Source organism: Caldimonas manganoxidans ATCC BAA-369 (genome assembly GCF_000381125.1).
GTDB classification, from domain to species: domain Bacteria; phylum Pseudomonadota; class Gammaproteobacteria; order Burkholderiales; family Burkholderiaceae_C; genus Caldimonas; species Caldimonas manganoxidans.
The window spans coordinates 1-15,507 of the sequence record NZ_KB905940.1 but is presented as its reverse complement, the minus strand read 5'-3'; the positions used below and the strand labels follow the sequence as shown (position 1 = coordinate 15,507).

Sequence of the window (15,507 nt, the reverse complement as noted above, 5' to 3'; positions counted from 1 at the left end):
CAATGCCCGCAGTGTAGCGAGCCCGGCCTGGCCGTGGCCCATGCCGGCGGCTCAGCGCCGCTGCCGCAGCGCCTCGTACAGGCAGATGCCGCTGGCCACTGACACATTGAGGCTTTCGACGACGCCACGCATCGGGATGGACACCAATTCATCGCAGGTCTTGCGGGTGAGCTGCCGCAAGCCCGTGCCCTCGGCGCCCAGCACCAGTGCCACCGGCACCTTCAGGTCGGCATCGAAAACGCTTCGCGACGCCTCCCCGGCCGTGCCGATCACCCAAATGTTGCGCTCTTTGAGCTCGCCCAGTGTGCGCGCCAAATTGGTCACCATGAAGTACGGCACCGTCTCGGCCGCGCCGCTGGCCACTTTGGCCACCGTGGCGTTCACGCCCACCGCGTGATCCTTGGGGGCGATCACTGCATGCGCGCCAGCGCCATCGGCCACGCGCAAGCAAGCCCCCAGATTGTGCGGATCGGTCACGCCGTCGAGCACGAGCAGCAAGGGCGCCACCTCCAGGCCGTCGAGCACATCGTCCAGCGATCGCGCCATGGGCAGGGGCTGAACCCGGGCGACCACGCCCTGGTGACGGTGTGTGCCGCACAGCCGTTGGAGTCGATCGTCATCACTGTCGATCAGCCGCACACCGGCTTCCTCAGCCCTGGCCAGGAATTGACGCATGCGCTGATCGCGCCGGCTGGCGTCGACATGGATGTCGACGATGGATTGCGGCGCGGTCTTCAAGCGCACCGTCACGGCATGGAAGCCGAACAGGATCTTCGCAGAGCTCAAGGTCGAATCTTTCGCGGGCAACCAACGATACTTGCGCGCGATGGTAGCGCCATCGCGTGGCCACGCGCGCTCAGACGGCTTCGGCCGGAAGCATCAAGCGGCCGGCTTCGAGTCGGATCTGACGGTCGCAACGGGCGGCAATGCCACGGTCGTGAGTGACGAGCACCAAGGTGGTGCCGCGCTCTCGGTTCAGCGAGAACATCAAGTCCATCACGGTTTCGCCCGTGGCGAAGTCCAAACTGCCCGTCGGTTCGTCGGCCAGCAGCAGTTCGGGTTCCACCACAAAGGCACGGGCCAGCGCCACGCGCTGCTGTTCGCCGCCGGACAGCACCCGAGGATAGTGGCCCAGGCGTTGACCCAGCCCCACGCGCTCGAGCATCGCCGCCGCACGCTGGCGCGCATCGGGGCGGCCCTGCAGCTCCAGCGGCAACATCACGTTCTCCAGGGCGGTCAGATTGGCCATGAGCTGAAAGCTCTGGAAGACGAAGCCCACCTTGGCCGCACGCACTGCGGCACGCCGGTCCTCATCCAGGGCGAAAAGATCCACGCCGTCCAGCCGGACCGTGCCCGCAGTGGGCGTGTCCAGACCTGCAAGGATCGACAGCAAGGTCGATTTGCCCGAGCCGGAGGCCCCGACGATGGCCACCGATTCCCGCCGAGCCAGTGCGAAATCGATATCGTGGAGAATCGTCAGCGTGCCGGTGGAGTCCGTCACCCGCTTGGTCAGCCGCTCCACCGCAATGATGGGTTCAGTCATGATCGTGCGCTTGTCACAACGCCGCCACTTTATCGCGGCCCTCACAGTCCACCTGTTTGCCGGGTTATCGCTGCCGCGGGCGACCTGGGCCAATGCTCCGGCTCGCATCCTGGTGGTGGGCGACAGTTTGTCGGCCGAATACGGCCTTGCCCGCGGCAGTGGTTGGGTGGCGCTGCTGCAGCAGCGTCTGCAACGCGAGGGTATGGCAGCCAACGTCATCAATGCCAGCATCAGCGGGGACACCAGCGCTGGCGGGCGATCGCGCCTGCCAGCACTGTTGCGCCAGCACCGCCCCACCCACGTGGTGATCGAACTGGGCGGCAACGACGCCCTGCGCGGTCTACCGCTGGAGGCGACCCAGCGCAATCTGACGGAGATGGTCCGCATGTCGCGTCAGGCTGGTGCTCGCGTGCTGTTGGTGGGCATCCAGGTGCCGCCCAATTACGGCCGCGCTTACACCGAACGCTTTGCGGCCGTCTTCGAGCACGTGGCCGCTACCGAAAAGGTGCCGCTGGTCCCCTTCCTGTTGCGAGGGGTGGCCGATGTGCCGGAGGCCGCCAAGTTTTTCCAGCCCGACCGCATCCATCCGAACGAAGCAGCCCAACCGGTGCTGCTGGACAATGTGTGGCCCGCCTTGCGCCGCTTGCTGAAGTCCTGAGGTGCCTGGCATGCCCATCGTTCCCGTGGCTGCAGCCGAAGCGATCGCCGGCCTGAACCGCTTCGACACCATCATCGATGCTCGCTCGCCCTCCGAGTACGCCCTGGATCGCCTGCCCGGTGCACGCAACTGGCCGTCTCTGGACGATGAGCAACGCCGTATCGTGGGCACGTGTTACAAGCAAGTCTCGGCTTTCGAGGCTCGCAAAATCGGTGCCGCCATGGTCGCCCGCAACATCGCCGCGCACATCGAGCGCGAGGTGATGGACAAACCGAAAGACTGGGCACCGCTGCTGTATTGTTGGCGCGGCGGCCAGCGCTCTGGAGCCCTGGCTTTGGTGCTGGGACAGATCGGCTTTCGGGTTCATCTGCTCGAAGGCGGCTACAAGGCCTGGCGACGCCACGTGGTGCGCGACCTCGAGACCCTGCCCTCGCGATACACCTGGCGGGTCTTGTGTGGTCGCACCGGCTCGGGCAAAAGCCGTTTGCTGCAAGCGCTGCAGGCCCAGGGGGCGCAGGTGTTGGACCTGGAGGCCCTGGCCGAGCATCGGGGCTCGGTGCTTGGCCTGCTGCCCGGACGCCCCCAACCCTCTCAAAAGCAGTTCGAAACCCGCATCTGGCAGGCCCTGCGGACCTTCGATCCTCACCGGGTGGTCTATGTGGAAAGCGAGAGCCGCAAGCTAGGACTGTTGCAAGTGCCCCTCGCCTTGATTGAGAGCATCCGCCAGGCCCAGTGTCTGCATATCGACCTGGCATTGCCCGAGCGCATAGCGCTGCTGATGGAGGAGTACGACTTTTTCCTGCGCGATGTGGACGCCTTGTGCCAGCAGCTCGACCACCTGGTGCCCCTGAGAGGCCGGGCCAAAGTGGACGGCTGGAAACAGGCCGCGCGAGAGGGGCGCTTCGTCGACCTGGTTGAAGCCCTGCTCGTGCAGCATTACGACCCGGGCTATGAAGCCTCTTTGCGGCGAAACTTCCTGCGCCATGCCGAAGCGACTCGCCTGGTCCCGGCATCGTCCTCCGCACAGGCCTATGCCGCCCTGGCTCGCGAGTTGATCGCCAACGAAGAGCGGCACTGACACCCGGCCGTCCGCCGGGACGGCCGCATGTCCTGGCTTACCCCATGTGCAAGCCGCCGTTGATGGAGAAGTCGGCGCCCGTGGCAAAGCCCGAATCCTCCGAGGCAATCCAGGCCACGATCGAAGCGATTTCTTCAGGGGTGCCCAGCCGCTTGACCGGGATGGTGGCGATGATCTTTTCGAGCACCTCGGGCTTGATCGCACGCACCATGTCGGTGCTGATATAGCCGGGGCTGACGGTGTTGACCGTCACCCCCTTGGACGCCAATTCCTGCGCCAGAGCCATCGTGAAGCCATGCATACCGGCCTTGGCGGCCGAATAGTTGGTCTGACCGGCTTGGCCCTTTTCGCCGTTGACCGAGGAAATCTGGATGATCCGTCCCCAACCGCGCTCGACCATGTCGGGCACCACCTGTTTGGTGACGTTGAACATGCTGTTGAGGTTGGTGTCGATCACCGCATGCCAATCCTCCGGTGTCATTTTGAGGAACATGCGGTCGCGGGTGATGCCGGCATTGTTGACCAGCACATCGATGGGGCCATGTTCGGCCTTGGCTTTCGCGAAAGCCTGAACGGTCGAATCCCAGTCGGCCACGTTGCCAACCGATGCATAAAAGGTGTAGCCCAGTTCCTTTTGCTGGTCGAGCCACTTCTGGTAGTCGCGGCTGGGCCCGCAGCCGGCGATCACTTTGAACCCGCTTCTGGCCAAGCGCTGGCAAATCGCGGTGCCGATGCCACCCATGCCACCGGTGACGTATGCGACTTTCTGACTCATGTGATGCTCCTGATGAAGTTCATGCGGCCCGGATCCAGCGTCGACCGAAAGGCCTCGTCGGTCAACCCGTACTCTCCCTGTGCACCCGGGCCTGGGGGTTGGAAATCCTTCAGCGCTCGACGGTCAGTGCAACTCCCATGCCACCGCCGATGCACAGCGACGCCAGGCCCTTGCGGGCGCGGCGCCGCTGCATTTCGTACAGCAGTGTGACCAGGATGCGGCAACCCGAGGCCCCAATCGGATGCCCGATGGCGATGGCGCCTCCGTTGACATTGACCTTGCTCGTATCCCAGCCCATTTCTTTGTGCACGGCGCAGGCCTGCGCGGCAAAGGCTTCATTGATCTCGAGCAGATCCAGGTCGGCGGCTTTCCAGCCGGCACGCTCCAGCGCTTTGCGCGCTGCCGGCACCGGCCCCATGCCCATGTAGGCCGGGTCCAGACCGGCGCTGGCATAGGACGCGATGCGCGCCAGCGGCTTGAGACCAAGCTGGTCGGCCTTCTTCGCGCTCATCACGACCACCGCCGCTGCTCCATCGTTGATCCCTGAGGCATTGCCAGCGGTCACGCTGCCGGCTTTGTCGAAGGCCGGACGCAGGCCGGCCAAGGCCTCGGCACTGGTCTTGCGGTTGATGAACTCGTCGGTATCGAAAACGATGGGGTCGCCCTTCTTCTGCGGAATGTTCACCGCGACGATCTCGTCACGAAACCGGCCGGCATCTTGGGCCGCAGCGGCTTTTTGCTGCGACGCCAAGGCCAAGGCATCCTGCTCCTCACGGCTGATGCCATACTTTTTGGCCACGTTCTCGGCGGTGATGCCCATGTGGTACTGGTTGTAGACGTCCCACAGACCGTCGGTGATCATCGAATCGATCATTTTCCAGTCGCCCATGCGCTGGCCCTCGCGCGAGCCCAGCAGCACGTGCGGGGCCTGGCTCATGTTTTCCTGCCCCCCGGCGACGACGACCTCGGCATCGCCATCGCGAATGGCTTGTGCGGCCAGCATCACGGCCTTCAAGCCCGATCCACACACTTTGTTGATGGTCATGGCCGGCACCGCGTGGGGCAGGCCCGCTTTGATGACGGCCTGACGGGCAGGGTTTTGGCCGCAACCGGCTTGTAGCACCTGCCCCATGATGACCTCACTGACCTGTTCGCCCGCGATGCCGGCACGGCGCAGTGCTTCGGCGATCACGACGGCGCCGAGCTCGGCCGCCGGGGTCCGGGCCAGGGTGCCGCCGAACTTGCCCACCGCGGTGCGGGCTGCGGAAACGATGACGATGTCGCTCATGATGTTCTCCTGCAGTAAATCCGAATCAAGCCCTGACCTTCACATAGCGGCCAGGGGCGGGTTCGATGGGGGGGTACCGACGGTGACCGGGACGGCGTGGCGCCGGAATCTGCCGGCCGCCATGGTCGGCCAGCCAGCCAGCCCAGCTCGGCCACCAGCTTCCGGGATGTTCGGTCGCGCCGGCCAGCCAGGCCTGCGGGTCGGCCGGCAGCTTGGGCTGAGTCCAGAAGCTGCGCTTGTTCTTGAGCGGCGGGTTGATGACGCCGGCGATGTGTCCCGAGGCTCCCAACACGAACTGCTTCTTGCCTTTGAGCAACCGGGTCGATGCATAAGCGCTCTGCCAAGGCACGATATGGTCTTCCCGTGACGCGTAAATGAAAGCCGGCGCCTGGATGCGCCCGAAATCGACCGGCTCACCGCAGACCCGAACCTTGCCAGGCACCGCGAGGTTGTTTTCCAAATAGGTATTGCGCAGATACCAACAATACATCGGGCCAGGCAGGTTGGTGCTGTCCGAATTCCAGTACAGCAAGTCGAACGGCGGTGGCGTCTCGCCCTTGAGGTAGTTGCCCACGACATAGTTCCATACCAAGTCGTTGGGCCGCAAGAAGGAAAACGTTGCCGCCAGTTCCTGGCCTTTGAGCAAGCCCGGACCGGTGGGGCTACGCTGGCCGATGGTCATCTCACGCAGCTGCACCGACGCTTCATCGACGAAGATGTCCAGCACACCGGTGTCGCTGAAATCGAGGAACGAAGTCAGCAGCGTCACACTGTGAGCCGCTTGCTCGCCTCGTGCGGCCAGAACGGCCAGCGCCGTGGCCAAAATGGTGCCGCCGATGCAAAAACCCAAGGTGTTGACCTGCTCTTGCCCGCTCACCTCCTGGACCACCCGCAGGGCACGGATCACGCCCTGGTCGATGTAGTCGTCCCAGGTGAGGTGCGCGATGCTTTCGTCGGCATTGCGCCAGCTCATCACGAACACGCGATGGCCCTGCTCCACCGCGTAGCGAATGAACGAGTTGTCCGGCTGCAAATCGAGGATGTAGTACTTGTTGATACAAGGCGGCACGATCAGCAGCGGCCGCTCGTACACCTTGGTCGTCAGTGGCTTGTACTCGATGAGCTGGAAGATCTCGTTTTCGAAGATCACCGACCCCGCCGTGGTGGCCACGTTGCGCCCGACCTCGAAGACACTCTCGTCGGTTTGAGACAGGTGGCCCTGGCGAATGTCGGCCAGCAATTGGCGTAAACCCTGAGCGATGCTCTGGCCTCCGGTTTCCAGCGCACGCCGTTGGGCTTCGGGATTGAAGGCCAGAAAGTTGCTCGGTGCGGTCGCGTCGATCCATTGCTGCACGGCAAACCGCAGACGCGCTCGGGTTTTCTCGTCGGCCTGGACGCTTTCGGCAAGGTTGAGCAAGGTTCGAGCATTGAGCAAATACACCGAGGCGAGGTACGCCGCCACGGGGTTCTCGGCCCATTCCTTGGCAGCAAAACGTCGGTCGTCGGGCTTGAGCGCACTGTGGCCCCCAGCACTGATGAACCCATTCCACAAGGCCGCGGCTTCTTTCAGGTACTCGGTCTGCAAGGCCGCCAGCCGTTCGGCCGGAATGTTGAGCCGAGCCAGTGCCGCCATGGCCTCGCCCACGTGCTCTCCAAGAGCCTGGGCCGGTTCATATGCACTGGAGGTGGTTCGCTTCATCTGTTCCTCGGAGGTCGATGCCGGCAGGGGCCCCGTGGCCAGCGCTGCGCGACGGATTCACCAATGTCGTGTTTTTACACCGGCCGCCTTGCGAAATCGAACATTCCGAAGCGCGCATAATTGGTGTTTGTCCGTTTGCTTGACGCATGCCGAGGGCGACGCCCAAGGCCTTTGGCGCATCTGCTCCATGTACCTCGTGGCCATTGCTTGGCTGTACGTCGCTTTGATGATGGCTGTGGCCGAAGCGATCAGCACCCAGGGCTCGGTACTGGGCGCCGTCGTGACCTTCCTGTTTTATGGGCTGGGGCCGGTCTCGTTGGTGATGTACCTGTTGGGCACGCCAGCACGGCGGCGGGCGCAACGGGCGGCAATCGCCCGCGAGCAAGCAGCCGCAGCCTCAGGCGATCCAAACGAGCGCGGCCATGCGGCCCGTGATTCCGTCGCGGCGGAACGAGAAGAAGCGTGAAACGTCTTCGACCGTGCATGCGCCGCAGGCGCTGACCCGTGTCACGCCGCTGTGCCGCAGTCGGTCGCGCGCCAAGCCCACGAGATCGGCCAACCACTTGCCAGGCTGTGGGCCTGCCCGGAAATGGGTGGCCGCCGTGGCGTGCACGCGGCAGAAGGCTTCGCGCACCTCCTCCCCCACCTCGAAGCGCCTTGGCCCGATGCATGGCCCCAACCAGGCCACCAGCGAGCCCGGATCGCATCCGATGGTCTGACACAACGCAGCCACCGTGTTCTCGATGACGCCGCCGGCCAGCCCGCGCCAGCCGGCATGGGCGGCGCCCACGCCGAGGCCCCGGTCATGGGCCAGCAAGACCGGCAGACAATCGGCCACCAAAATCGCACACGCCAGGCCCGGTGTGGTGCTCACTGCCGCATCGGCTTGCGGGGGCGGATGACTGGCCATCGATGTGTGCAGATGCACCACGTGGGTGCCATGCACCTGCCGCAGATACACGGCGGTGACGCCCAAGGTCTGGGCCAGGTGCTGCCGATGCCTGGCCACGGTCAGGACATCATCGCCCACGTGATCGCCCAAATTGAACCCGTCAAAAGGCGGCTGACTGAAGCCCCCCGCACGAGTAGTCATCACGGCGCGCACGCCAGGCGGGGAGGCCCATGTGGGCGTGAACCAGCTTTGCGTGTTCACGCCTGGGCGTCCGGACAGCGTGAGGGCTGCGCCGCAACGAAGGCTGGCAACTGCATGCAGTGCTCAAAGATGCGCATGACGGTGGGCACATGGTCGAGCCGGCAGTCGAAACGCTGCGCATTGAAGATCTGCGGCACCAGCACACAATCGGCCAGCGTGGGCTGGTCTCCATGGCAGCACCGCCCGGTGGGGGGCGAGCCGCTCAACAGGCGTTCCACGGCCTCCAGCCCAGTCTCGACCCAATGTCGGTACCAAGCGTTCTTGGCCTCTTCGGACATACCGAGCTCATGCACCAGATACCGCAGCACGCGCAAATTGTTCAACGGATGGATTTCGCATGCGATCGACTGCGCCAGGGCTCGCACGCGCGCACGTCCGGCCGCATCGGCAGGCAGCAGGGGCGGCTCGGGGTGGGTTTCATCCAAATATTCGATGATCGCCATCGACTGCGTCAGGGTCAGCCCCCCGTCTTGCAGCACCGGCACCAGCCGTTCGGCCGACACCTCGGTAAACGGCGCCGACAGCTGCTCGTTCTTGACGAGGTGAACCGGCACATAGTCATAGCGCAAGCCTTTGAGTTCGAGTGCGATTCGCACACGAAACGAGGCCGAGGACCGAAAGTAGTTGTACAGCTTCATGACCGTTGGCGTCGCTGGCTTCAGTCGATGATGCGCACTTGGAGTTCGGGCAGCCCTTCGATGCGCCCGACGAGCAGGTCGCCGGGGACGACGGCCCCGACGCCTTCTGGCGTGCCGGTGTAGATCAGATCGCCGGGGGCCAGGGTCCAGGCGCTGGACAGGTGCTCGATGACTTCAGCGACGCTCCAGATGAGTTTGCTGGTACGACTGGACTGGCGCACCTGGCCATTGACACTGAGCTCGATGGCCGCATCCAGCACCCCGGGCGCTTGGGCCGCCGGCACGATGGGCCCGATAGGCGCAGACTCCTCGAAGCCCTTACCAATGCACCAGGGGCGCCCCTGCTTTTTCATCTCATTTTGGAGATCGCGCCGCGTCATATCCAGGCCGGCGGCATAGCCCCACACGTGCGACAAGGCTTGAGCCGCGGGAATGTCTCGCCCGCCCTTGCCGATGGCCACGACCAGTTCCATCTCGTGGTGCAAGTTACGGGTCAGGCCGGGGTAATGCATCTGACCGACCTCGCCGGCACGCACTGGCAGGACCGCATCGGCAGGCTTGAGGAAGAAAAACGGCGCTTCGCGTCCCGTGTGGCCCATCTCGATGGCGTGCTCGACATAGTTGCGACCGACGCAGTAGATGCGGTGCACCGGGAACGTGTCGGCCGATCCGGCCACGGGAACTCGCACGACAGCAGGGGGAGCAAAGACGTCACCCAAGGGAAACTCCGCAGGACTGGATGCCCGGATGCTACACCGGCGCGCGCCGTTGCGGACACGGGCTCACGCTACACTGCCCCCCATGCTCCATGCCCGCCAGATCAAGCACTGCAGAGCCTGCGGCACCGCGGTCCAGTACCTGGTCCCGGCCGATGACAATCGTGAGCGGGCCGTCTGTCCGGCCTGCGGAACCGTTCATTACGTCAACCCGCTCAACGTGGTGGGCACGATTCCGGTTTGGGGTGATCAGGTGTTGCTGTGCCGGCGCAACATCGAGCCGCGCTACGGGCTGTGGACTTTGCCCGCCGGCTTCATGGAGCTGGGCGAGACGACCGAGCAAGGGGCCTTGAGGGAAACCGAGGAGGAGGCCGGTGCTCGCGTCGAGCTCGAAGGATTGTTTGCACTGCTCAATGTGGTGCGGGTTGGACAGGTGCACTTGTTCTACCGCGCCCGACTCTTGGACACGGCCTTTCGCCCCGGGCCGGAGACGATCGAAGCCCGCCTGTTTTCACCGGACGAGATTCCCTGGGATGAGTTGGCGTTTCGTACCGTACGCGAGACCCTGCTGCGCTACTTGGAAGACCGCCAGCGGGGTGAGTTTCGTGTGCACTGTGCCGATATCACCTAAAGTTCGCACCATCGATTCTGCGCATGACCGCCTTGCCCGATGCCACCTCTGCAGCCCCGCCGCCAGGCCCGCCCGCCGTGGCCGAGCCGACGCCCCGCCAGCGTGAAGACCTGGTGCATGCCGATCCGCTGCTCGATTGCCTGATCGAGGTTTGTCGGCTGCATGGCCAGTCGGCCACTCGGGCCAGCTTGTCGGCAGGCTTACCCCTGGTTGGTGGTCGTCTGACCTTGTCCCTGGCCGAACGCGCGGCCGCGCGCGCGGGCATGGCCTGCAAGCTGCAGCGCTGCGCGTTGGAAGACATCGAATCCGCCGTGCTGCCGGCCATCCTTTTGCTCCGGGGGAACAAAGCCTGCGTGCTGCTGGGCTGGGACGAAGGCGCAGAACGGGCCCAGGTGCTGTTGCCCGAATCGGGCCAAGGCGCCGTCAGTTTCACACGCGCCGAGCTGGCCGAGCGGTACACCGGCCTGACACTGTTCGTGCGTCCACATTTCCGGTTCGACGAGCGCACTCCGCCGGTGCGCCAAGAGCCAACGCGACATTGGTTTTGGTCCGCCGTCTTCGAGCAACGATTCGTTTATCGAGACGTGCTGTGGGCTGCGTTGTTGATCAACGTCTTCGCCCTGGTATTTCCGCTGTTCGCGATGAATGTGTACGACCGTGTGGTTCCCAACCACGCGATCGAAACATTGTGGGCCTTGGCCATCGGTGTGGCATTGGTGATCGGGGCCGACCTGCTGATGCGCACCCTCAGGGGGCGCTTCATCGACGAAGCCAGCGCACGCATCGACGTGCGGATCTCCGCGGCGCTGATGGAACAGGTGCTGGGCTTGCGCATGGAGCATCGTCCCGAGTCGGTGGGGTCGCTGGCGGCCAACTTGCGCAGCTTCGAGCAAGTGCGAGACTTCATCGCCTCATCCACCGTCACTGCGCTGATCGACCTGCCCTTTGCACTGTTGTTCTTGGCGCTCATCGCCTGGATCTCACCTTGGCTGCTCCTGCCGGTGCTGCTGGCTTTCGGCGGCGTATTGCTGTTGGGTTTTGTGTTGCAAGGACGATTGCACGCCTTGGCCGAGCAAACCTATCGCGCCAGCGCCATGCGCAATGCCACGCTGGTGGAAAGCCTCACCGGGCTCGAGACGATCAAGACGCAAGCTGCCGAGAGCGTGATCCAAAGCCGTTGGGAGCGTGCCAATCAATATCTGGCCGGGCTGAATGTGCGCATGCGGCGCTTGTCGGCCAGCGCCTTGCATGGCACGGCCAGCGTGCAGCAGTTCGTCACGGTGGTGATCATCGTGGCGGGCGTGTATCTGATCGGCGAGCGGGAACTGACCATGGGGGGGCTGATTGCCTGCACGATGCTGGCGTCTCGGGCGCTGGCTCCTGCAGGCCAGATCGTTGGGCTGCTCATGCAATATCAAGGAGCACGCACCGCGCTGGAGTCGCTCAACCAAATCATGTCGCAGCCGGTGGAGCGTCCGGCCGGCGCGCATTACGTGCAACGCAAAGAGTTCACCGGCGAGATCGAATTTCGTGATGTGCGCTTTGCCTACCCTCACCGGCAAGACCAGGCCTTGGACGGCGTGAGTTTCAAGATCGCCGCAGGCGACCGTGTGGCACTGATCGGCCGCGTCGGCTCGGGCAAATCGACGATCCAAAAGCTCATCCTCGGGCTGTACCGCCCCGACCAAGGCGCCGTCTTGCTCGACGGCATCGATGTGCGACAGCTCGATCCGGCCGACATCCGCCGCAACGTGGCCTATGTCTCGCAAGACGTGACGCTGTTTTATGGCTCGCTGCGCGACAACATCACCCTGGGGATGCCGTATGCGGATGACTCCGCTTTGCTGGCCGCTGCCGAGGTCGCTGGCCTGATGGAATTCGTCAATCGTCACCCGCTGGGCTTCGACATGATGGTCGGCGAGCGCGGCGAATCGCTCTCTGGTGGGCAGCGCCAGGCCGTCGGCATCGCCCGCGCCGTGCTGCACAACGCCCCGGTACTCTTGCTCGATGAGCCCACCAGCGCGATGGATTTCTCCAGTGAAGCCCATGTGAACACCAAGATCAGCCGCTTCGCCCAAGGCAAGACGGTGGTGCTGGTCACGCATCGCACGTCTTTGCTGTCACTGGTCAACCGGGTGATCGTGGTGGACGCAGGCAAAGTGGTGGCCGACGGCCCGCGCGATCGCATCCTTGAAGCACTGTCGGCCGGCAAGATTGCGAGGGCCGCATGATTCGGGATTGGTGGAATCGATGGCGCCAACTGGCACAGGACCCCTCCCCCGAGGAGGTCCAGCGCTCATTCCATGGCTTCGAGCTGGAAGCCGAGGAATTGATGAGCCAGCGATCCACACACCGGGCTCAACGCATCGTCCGAATCGCGGTCATCGTCACCGCTGCGCTGCTGGTGTGGGCGGCCTTGGCCCGCGTGGATGAAATCACACGAGCCGAAGGACGCGTGATTCCGTCGCGACAGCTCCAAGTGGTGCAATCGCTCGACGGCGGCGTGGTGGCCGAAATCCTCGTGCGTGAGGGTGAAGTGGTCGAGCCCGGGCAGTTGTTGCTCCGCATCGACGAAACCCGAGCCGCTTCCGGCGTCAACGAAAGCCGCATTCAAGCCTTCGCCCTGCGCGCCCGGGAGGCCCGGCTGCGGGCCATTGCCGAAGGTGGCGCCTTCAAGCCCCCGGCTGTGACGGATCACGACCCCGAAGAAACCCGTATCGTCGAGGAAGAGCGGCGCTTGCTTGAAGCTCGTCAGGCCGAATTGGCCAATCTGTTGTCGATCAATCAGCAACAGTTGTTGCAGCGCCAGCAAGAGCTGGCTGAAATCCGCGCACGCCGTCAATCGGCACAACAAGCCCTGGAACTGGCTCAGCAAGAGCTGAACAAAACCCGTCCCTTGCTGGCCTCTGGCGCCGTCTCCGAAGTGGATGTGCTGCGGCTCGAACGCGAAGTCGCCCGCCTGCGCGGTGAAACCGAGCAAACCACGGCCCAGATCGCCAGAGTGCAAGCGGCCATTGTCGAGGCGCAACGCAAAATCCAGGAGACGGAAATCTCCTTCCGCAACGACGCCCGCAAAGAATTGTCCGAAGTCTTGGCCAAATTGGCCGCGCTGAACGAAAGCAGTGTGGCGCTGGCTGACCGGGTGGACAAAACCGCCGTGCGCTCTCCAGTACGAGGCACCGTGCAACGCTTGCTGGCCAATACGGTGGGCGGCGTCATCCAACCCGGCCGCGATGTCGTCGAAATCGTGCCTTTGGACGATGCACTGCTGCTGGAGGCCCGCGTCATGCCCCGAGACATCGCCTTCATCCGCCCGGGCCAAGAAGCCATGGTCAAGTTCACGGCCTACGACTTCGCCATATACGGCGGCTTGAGTGCGAAAGTCGAAAACATCAGTCCCGACACCGTCGTCGATGAACGCGGCAATGCGTACTATGTCGTGCGAGTACGCACCGACCGCCCCTCCTTGGGGGAACACTTGCCGATCATTCCCGGCATGACCGCCGAAGTCGACATCCTGACCGGCAACAAGACTGTGCTGAGCTATCTGCTCAAGCCGATACTGCGAGCCAAATCCGTGGCACTGACCGAACGCTGAGTGCCCCACGCTCCCAAAACGCCCCGATCGAAGGCTCAATCGTGATTTCATTCACGAAAGAGCGGCATTTTTCCATCGATTTGCATTTCGCAGCGCCCGCAAGCGCCTGGCATCGGCGGCCCCCAGCCCGAATGGGTGCGATCGACGAAAAAACTGCCTTCAGTTGTGAAGCAATTCACGCCACCCCCCCTAAAAAGAAGGGGGCCCAAGCCGCGGCAGATCTTTATCCTGACGCCATAAAACCGTCACTAAATGCAACAAGCTTCGACCCAGGTCAACGCCATGTCTCAAGCCGCCTCCGCTGTCATCGGAACCGTCTCCGCCCTCTCTGGCATCGTTTACGCTCGCGATCCATCGGGACGGATGCGTCGTTTGCAACTGGGTGACGTCGTCCATGCTGACGAAATCCTGGTATTGGCCGAAGGCGCCCGCATCGAGCTTGAAGATCCGGCAGGGGCCACGTTCGTACCGCGCCATGTCGAAGTCCTCGACGCAAATGCCCTGCCCGCTGGACTTCCCGCCGAGGGTGCATCTCGCAATGGCGAACGTGCCACGGCCGAGATCGACCGCGTGATCGAATCGTTGGAATCTGGGGTCGCCAACGAACAAGATGCGCCGGCAGCCGGCTTGACCGCCGATGCAGGCGGCAACAGTGGCTTGCCACCGGGGCTGCGCGTCGAACGTATCACCGAAACCATCGGCAGCCGGTCGTTCGAGCTCCCCACGAACACCGACGCCGCCGCCACCACCGAATTGGGCCAAACCGCATCGTCCGCAGATCAAGCTCCCGGTACGCTCGACGCCACGGCTCCCACCCTCACGATCTCCGCAGCGGACGTCTTGCTGGCCCCCGGCGACTCCACCACCCTCACTTTCAGCTTCAGCGAGCCGGTCTCTGGCTTCGATGCCTCGGACATCACGGTGACCGGAGGCATCGTCTCAGGACTCACGCAGATCGGCCTCAACACCTGGACCGCCACCTTCACGCAGTCCGGCTCGGACAGGCCCAGCATCGCCGTGACCGCGGGCAGCTACACCGACCTGGCCGGGAACCCGGGCAGCAGCGCCTCTGTCACCCTGACGGCCGATATCGAGCCGCCCGTGATAGATCTCGATGCCTCACAACCCGGCACCGGGTATGCGGCCACGTTCACAGAAAACGGTTCACCGGTATCCATTGGCGACATCGACCTGAGGATCGACGACCCGGATTCCCCCAGCCTCACCGGCGCAAGCGTCACCTTGAGCAATCCGCAACCCAATGACGTGTTGAGTTTCGGATCACTCCCCGCCGGCATCAGCGCGTCAGTCTCAGGCCACACGATCACCTTCAGCGGCGTTGCATCGCTGGCTGACTACGAAGCCGCCATCCGCGCCGTGACCTTTTCGAACGCCAGTGATGCGCCCGCCACGGTGGATCGGACCGTCACGGTCACTGTGACCGACCGCAATGGCAACACCTCGGCGCCTGCCACAGCCGTCATCCAAGTCCAGGCCGTCAACGATGCGCCCGTGGCCCAGCCCGATGCGGCCACCACCGCCGAAGACACCCCGGTGACCATCGCCGTGCTGGCCAATGACAGCGATGTCGATGGCGATGCCTTGAGCGTGAGTGCGGCCAGCGCCACCCATGGTGCGGTCCTCATCCATGCCGATGGCAGCCTCACCTACACGCCCAACGCCAATTTCCACGGCACCGACACCATCACCTACACCGTCAGCGACGGCCA

General features: G+C 64.0%; 14 protein-coding genes. 6 read left to right on the top strand and 8 right to left on the bottom strand.

Annotated features, from left to right (window positions below):
• Window positions 1-51 precede the first annotated feature (51 nt).
• Window positions 52-786 (bottom strand): 23S rRNA (guanosine(2251)-2'-O)-methyltransferase RlmB, encoded by a 735-nt coding sequence (gene rlmB, locus F615_RS0108345; RefSeq protein WP_026330150.1) that lies wholly within the window; start codon window positions 784-786, stop codon window positions 52-54.
• A 70-nt stretch (window positions 787-856) separates the two neighbouring features.
• Window positions 857-1,543 (bottom strand): ABC transporter ATP-binding protein, encoded by a 687-nt coding sequence (locus F615_RS0108340; RefSeq protein WP_019560723.1) that lies wholly within the window; start codon window positions 1,541-1,543, stop codon window positions 857-859.
• Here F615_RS0108340 and F615_RS0108335 point away from each other — a divergent pair.
• The gene (locus F615_RS0108335; protein WP_019560722.1) at window positions 1,542-2,201 is read left to right on the top strand and encodes an arylesterase; all 660 of its coding nucleotides are present in this window, start codon (window positions 1,542-1,544) and stop codon (window positions 2,199-2,201) included. The genes F615_RS0108340 and F615_RS0108335 overlap by 2 nt on opposite strands.
• 10 nt (window positions 2,202-2,211) lie before the next feature.
• Window positions 2,212-3,279, top strand: a complete 1,068-nt coding sequence (gene mnmH / locus F615_RS0108330) for a tRNA 2-selenouridine(34) synthase MnmH (protein WP_019560721.1) — start codon at window positions 2,212-2,214, stop codon at window positions 3,277-3,279.
• Between the two features lie 37 nt (window positions 3,280-3,316).
• Here mnmH and phbB read toward each other — a convergent pair whose 3' ends face one another.
• From phbB to F615_RS0108300, 6 genes are all read right to left on the bottom strand, one after another.
• Window positions 3,317-4,054, bottom strand: coding sequence for an acetoacetyl-CoA reductase (gene phbB, locus F615_RS0108325; protein WP_019560720.1), 738 nt, complete (start codon window positions 4,052-4,054; stop codon window positions 3,317-3,319).
• Between the two features lie 109 nt (window positions 4,055-4,163).
• Window positions 4,164-5,342: an acetyl-CoA C-acetyltransferase gene (locus tag F615_RS0108320; RefSeq protein ID WP_019560719.1), complete on the bottom strand. Its 1,179-nt coding sequence runs from the start codon at window positions 5,340-5,342 to the stop codon at window positions 4,164-4,166.
• Between the two features lie 25 nt (window positions 5,343-5,367).
• Window positions 5,368-7,041 carry a class I poly(R)-hydroxyalkanoic acid synthase gene (gene phaC, locus F615_RS0108315; RefSeq protein ID WP_026330149.1) on the bottom strand — a complete coding sequence of 558 codons (1,674 nt, stop codon included), beginning with the start codon at window positions 7,039-7,041 and terminating at the stop codon, window positions 5,368-5,370.
• Between the two features lie 397 nt (window positions 7,042-7,438).
• Window positions 7,439-8,194 carry a peptidoglycan editing factor PgeF gene (pgeF, locus tag F615_RS0108310; RefSeq protein WP_019560717.1) on the bottom strand — a complete coding sequence of 252 codons (756 nt, stop codon included), beginning with the start codon at window positions 8,192-8,194 and terminating at the stop codon, window positions 7,439-7,441.
• Window positions 8,191-8,832 (bottom strand): maleylacetoacetate isomerase, encoded by a 642-nt coding sequence (gene maiA, locus F615_RS0108305; protein WP_019560716.1) that lies wholly within the window; start codon window positions 8,830-8,832, stop codon window positions 8,191-8,193. The genes pgeF and maiA overlap by 4 nt, the downstream gene beginning before the upstream one ends.
• 20 nt (window positions 8,833-8,852) lie before the next feature.
• A complete protein-coding gene (locus F615_RS0108300) occupies window positions 8,853-9,551 on the bottom strand; it encodes a fumarylacetoacetate hydrolase family protein (RefSeq protein WP_051090212.1) in 699 nt (232 codons plus the stop codon).
• Window positions 9,552-9,633: 82 nt separating this feature from the next.
• Here F615_RS0108300 and F615_RS0108295 point away from each other — a divergent pair, with 82 nt between their 5' ends.
• The 4 genes from F615_RS0108295 to F615_RS18020 form a co-directional block, all read left to right on the top strand.
• Window positions 9,634-10,179: an NUDIX hydrolase gene (locus F615_RS0108295; RefSeq protein ID WP_019560714.1), complete on the top strand. Its 546-nt coding sequence runs from the start codon at window positions 9,634-9,636 to the stop codon at window positions 10,177-10,179.
• 23 nt (window positions 10,180-10,202) lie between these two features.
• The gene (locus tag F615_RS0108290) at window positions 10,203-12,410 is read left to right on the top strand and encodes a type I secretion system permease/ATPase (protein ID WP_019560713.1); all 2,208 of its coding nucleotides are present in this window, start codon (window positions 10,203-10,205) and stop codon (window positions 12,408-12,410) included.
• Complete coding sequence (locus F615_RS0108285) at window positions 12,407-13,777, top strand: HlyD family type I secretion periplasmic adaptor subunit (protein ID WP_019560712.1); 1,371 nt, start codon at window positions 12,407-12,409, stop codon at window positions 13,775-13,777. Before F615_RS0108290 ends, F615_RS0108285 begins: the two co-directional genes overlap by 4 nt.
• 363 nt (window positions 13,778-14,140) lie before the next feature.
• Window positions 14,141-15,507 (top strand): Ig-like domain-containing protein (locus F615_RS18020; protein ID WP_033371113.1); only part of this gene is annotated, 1,367 nt, incomplete at its 3' end.

What these genes read in the sequence shown, in the direction of transcription:
- F615_RS0108335 (WP_019560722.1), top strand. Translation starts at nt 1,542, where the DNA reads ATGATCGTGCGCTTGTCACAACGCCGCCACTTTATCGCGGCCCTCACA.
- F615_RS0108340 (WP_019560723.1), bottom strand. Translation starts at nt 1,543, where the DNA reads ATGACTGAACCCATCATTGCGGTGGAGCGGCTGACCAAGCGGGTGACG.
- mnmH (WP_019560721.1), top strand. Translation starts at nt 2,212, where the DNA reads ATGCCCATCGTTCCCGTGGCTGCAGCCGAAGCGATCGCCGGCCTGAAC.
- phbB (WP_019560720.1), bottom strand. Translation starts at nt 4,054, where the DNA reads ATGAGTCAGAAAGTCGCATACGTCACCGGTGGCATGGGTGGCATCGGC.
- F615_RS0108320 (WP_019560719.1), bottom strand. Translation starts at nt 5,342, where the DNA reads ATGAGCGACATCGTCATCGTTTCCGCAGCCCGCACCGCGGTGGGCAAG.
- phaC (WP_026330149.1), bottom strand. Translation starts at nt 7,041, where the DNA reads ATGAAGCGAACCACCTCCAGTGCATATGAACCGGCCCAGGCTCTTGGA.
- maiA (WP_019560716.1), bottom strand. Translation starts at nt 8,832, where the DNA reads ATGAAGCTGTACAACTACTTTCGGTCCTCGGCCTCGTTTCGTGTGCGA.
- F615_RS0108295 (WP_019560714.1), top strand. Translation starts at nt 9,634, where the DNA reads ATGCTCCATGCCCGCCAGATCAAGCACTGCAGAGCCTGCGGCACCGCG.
- F615_RS0108290 (WP_019560713.1), top strand. Translation starts at nt 10,203, where the DNA reads ATGACCGCCTTGCCCGATGCCACCTCTGCAGCCCCGCCGCCAGGCCCG.
- F615_RS0108285 (WP_019560712.1), top strand. Translation starts at nt 12,407, where the DNA reads ATGATTCGGGATTGGTGGAATCGATGGCGCCAACTGGCACAGGACCCC.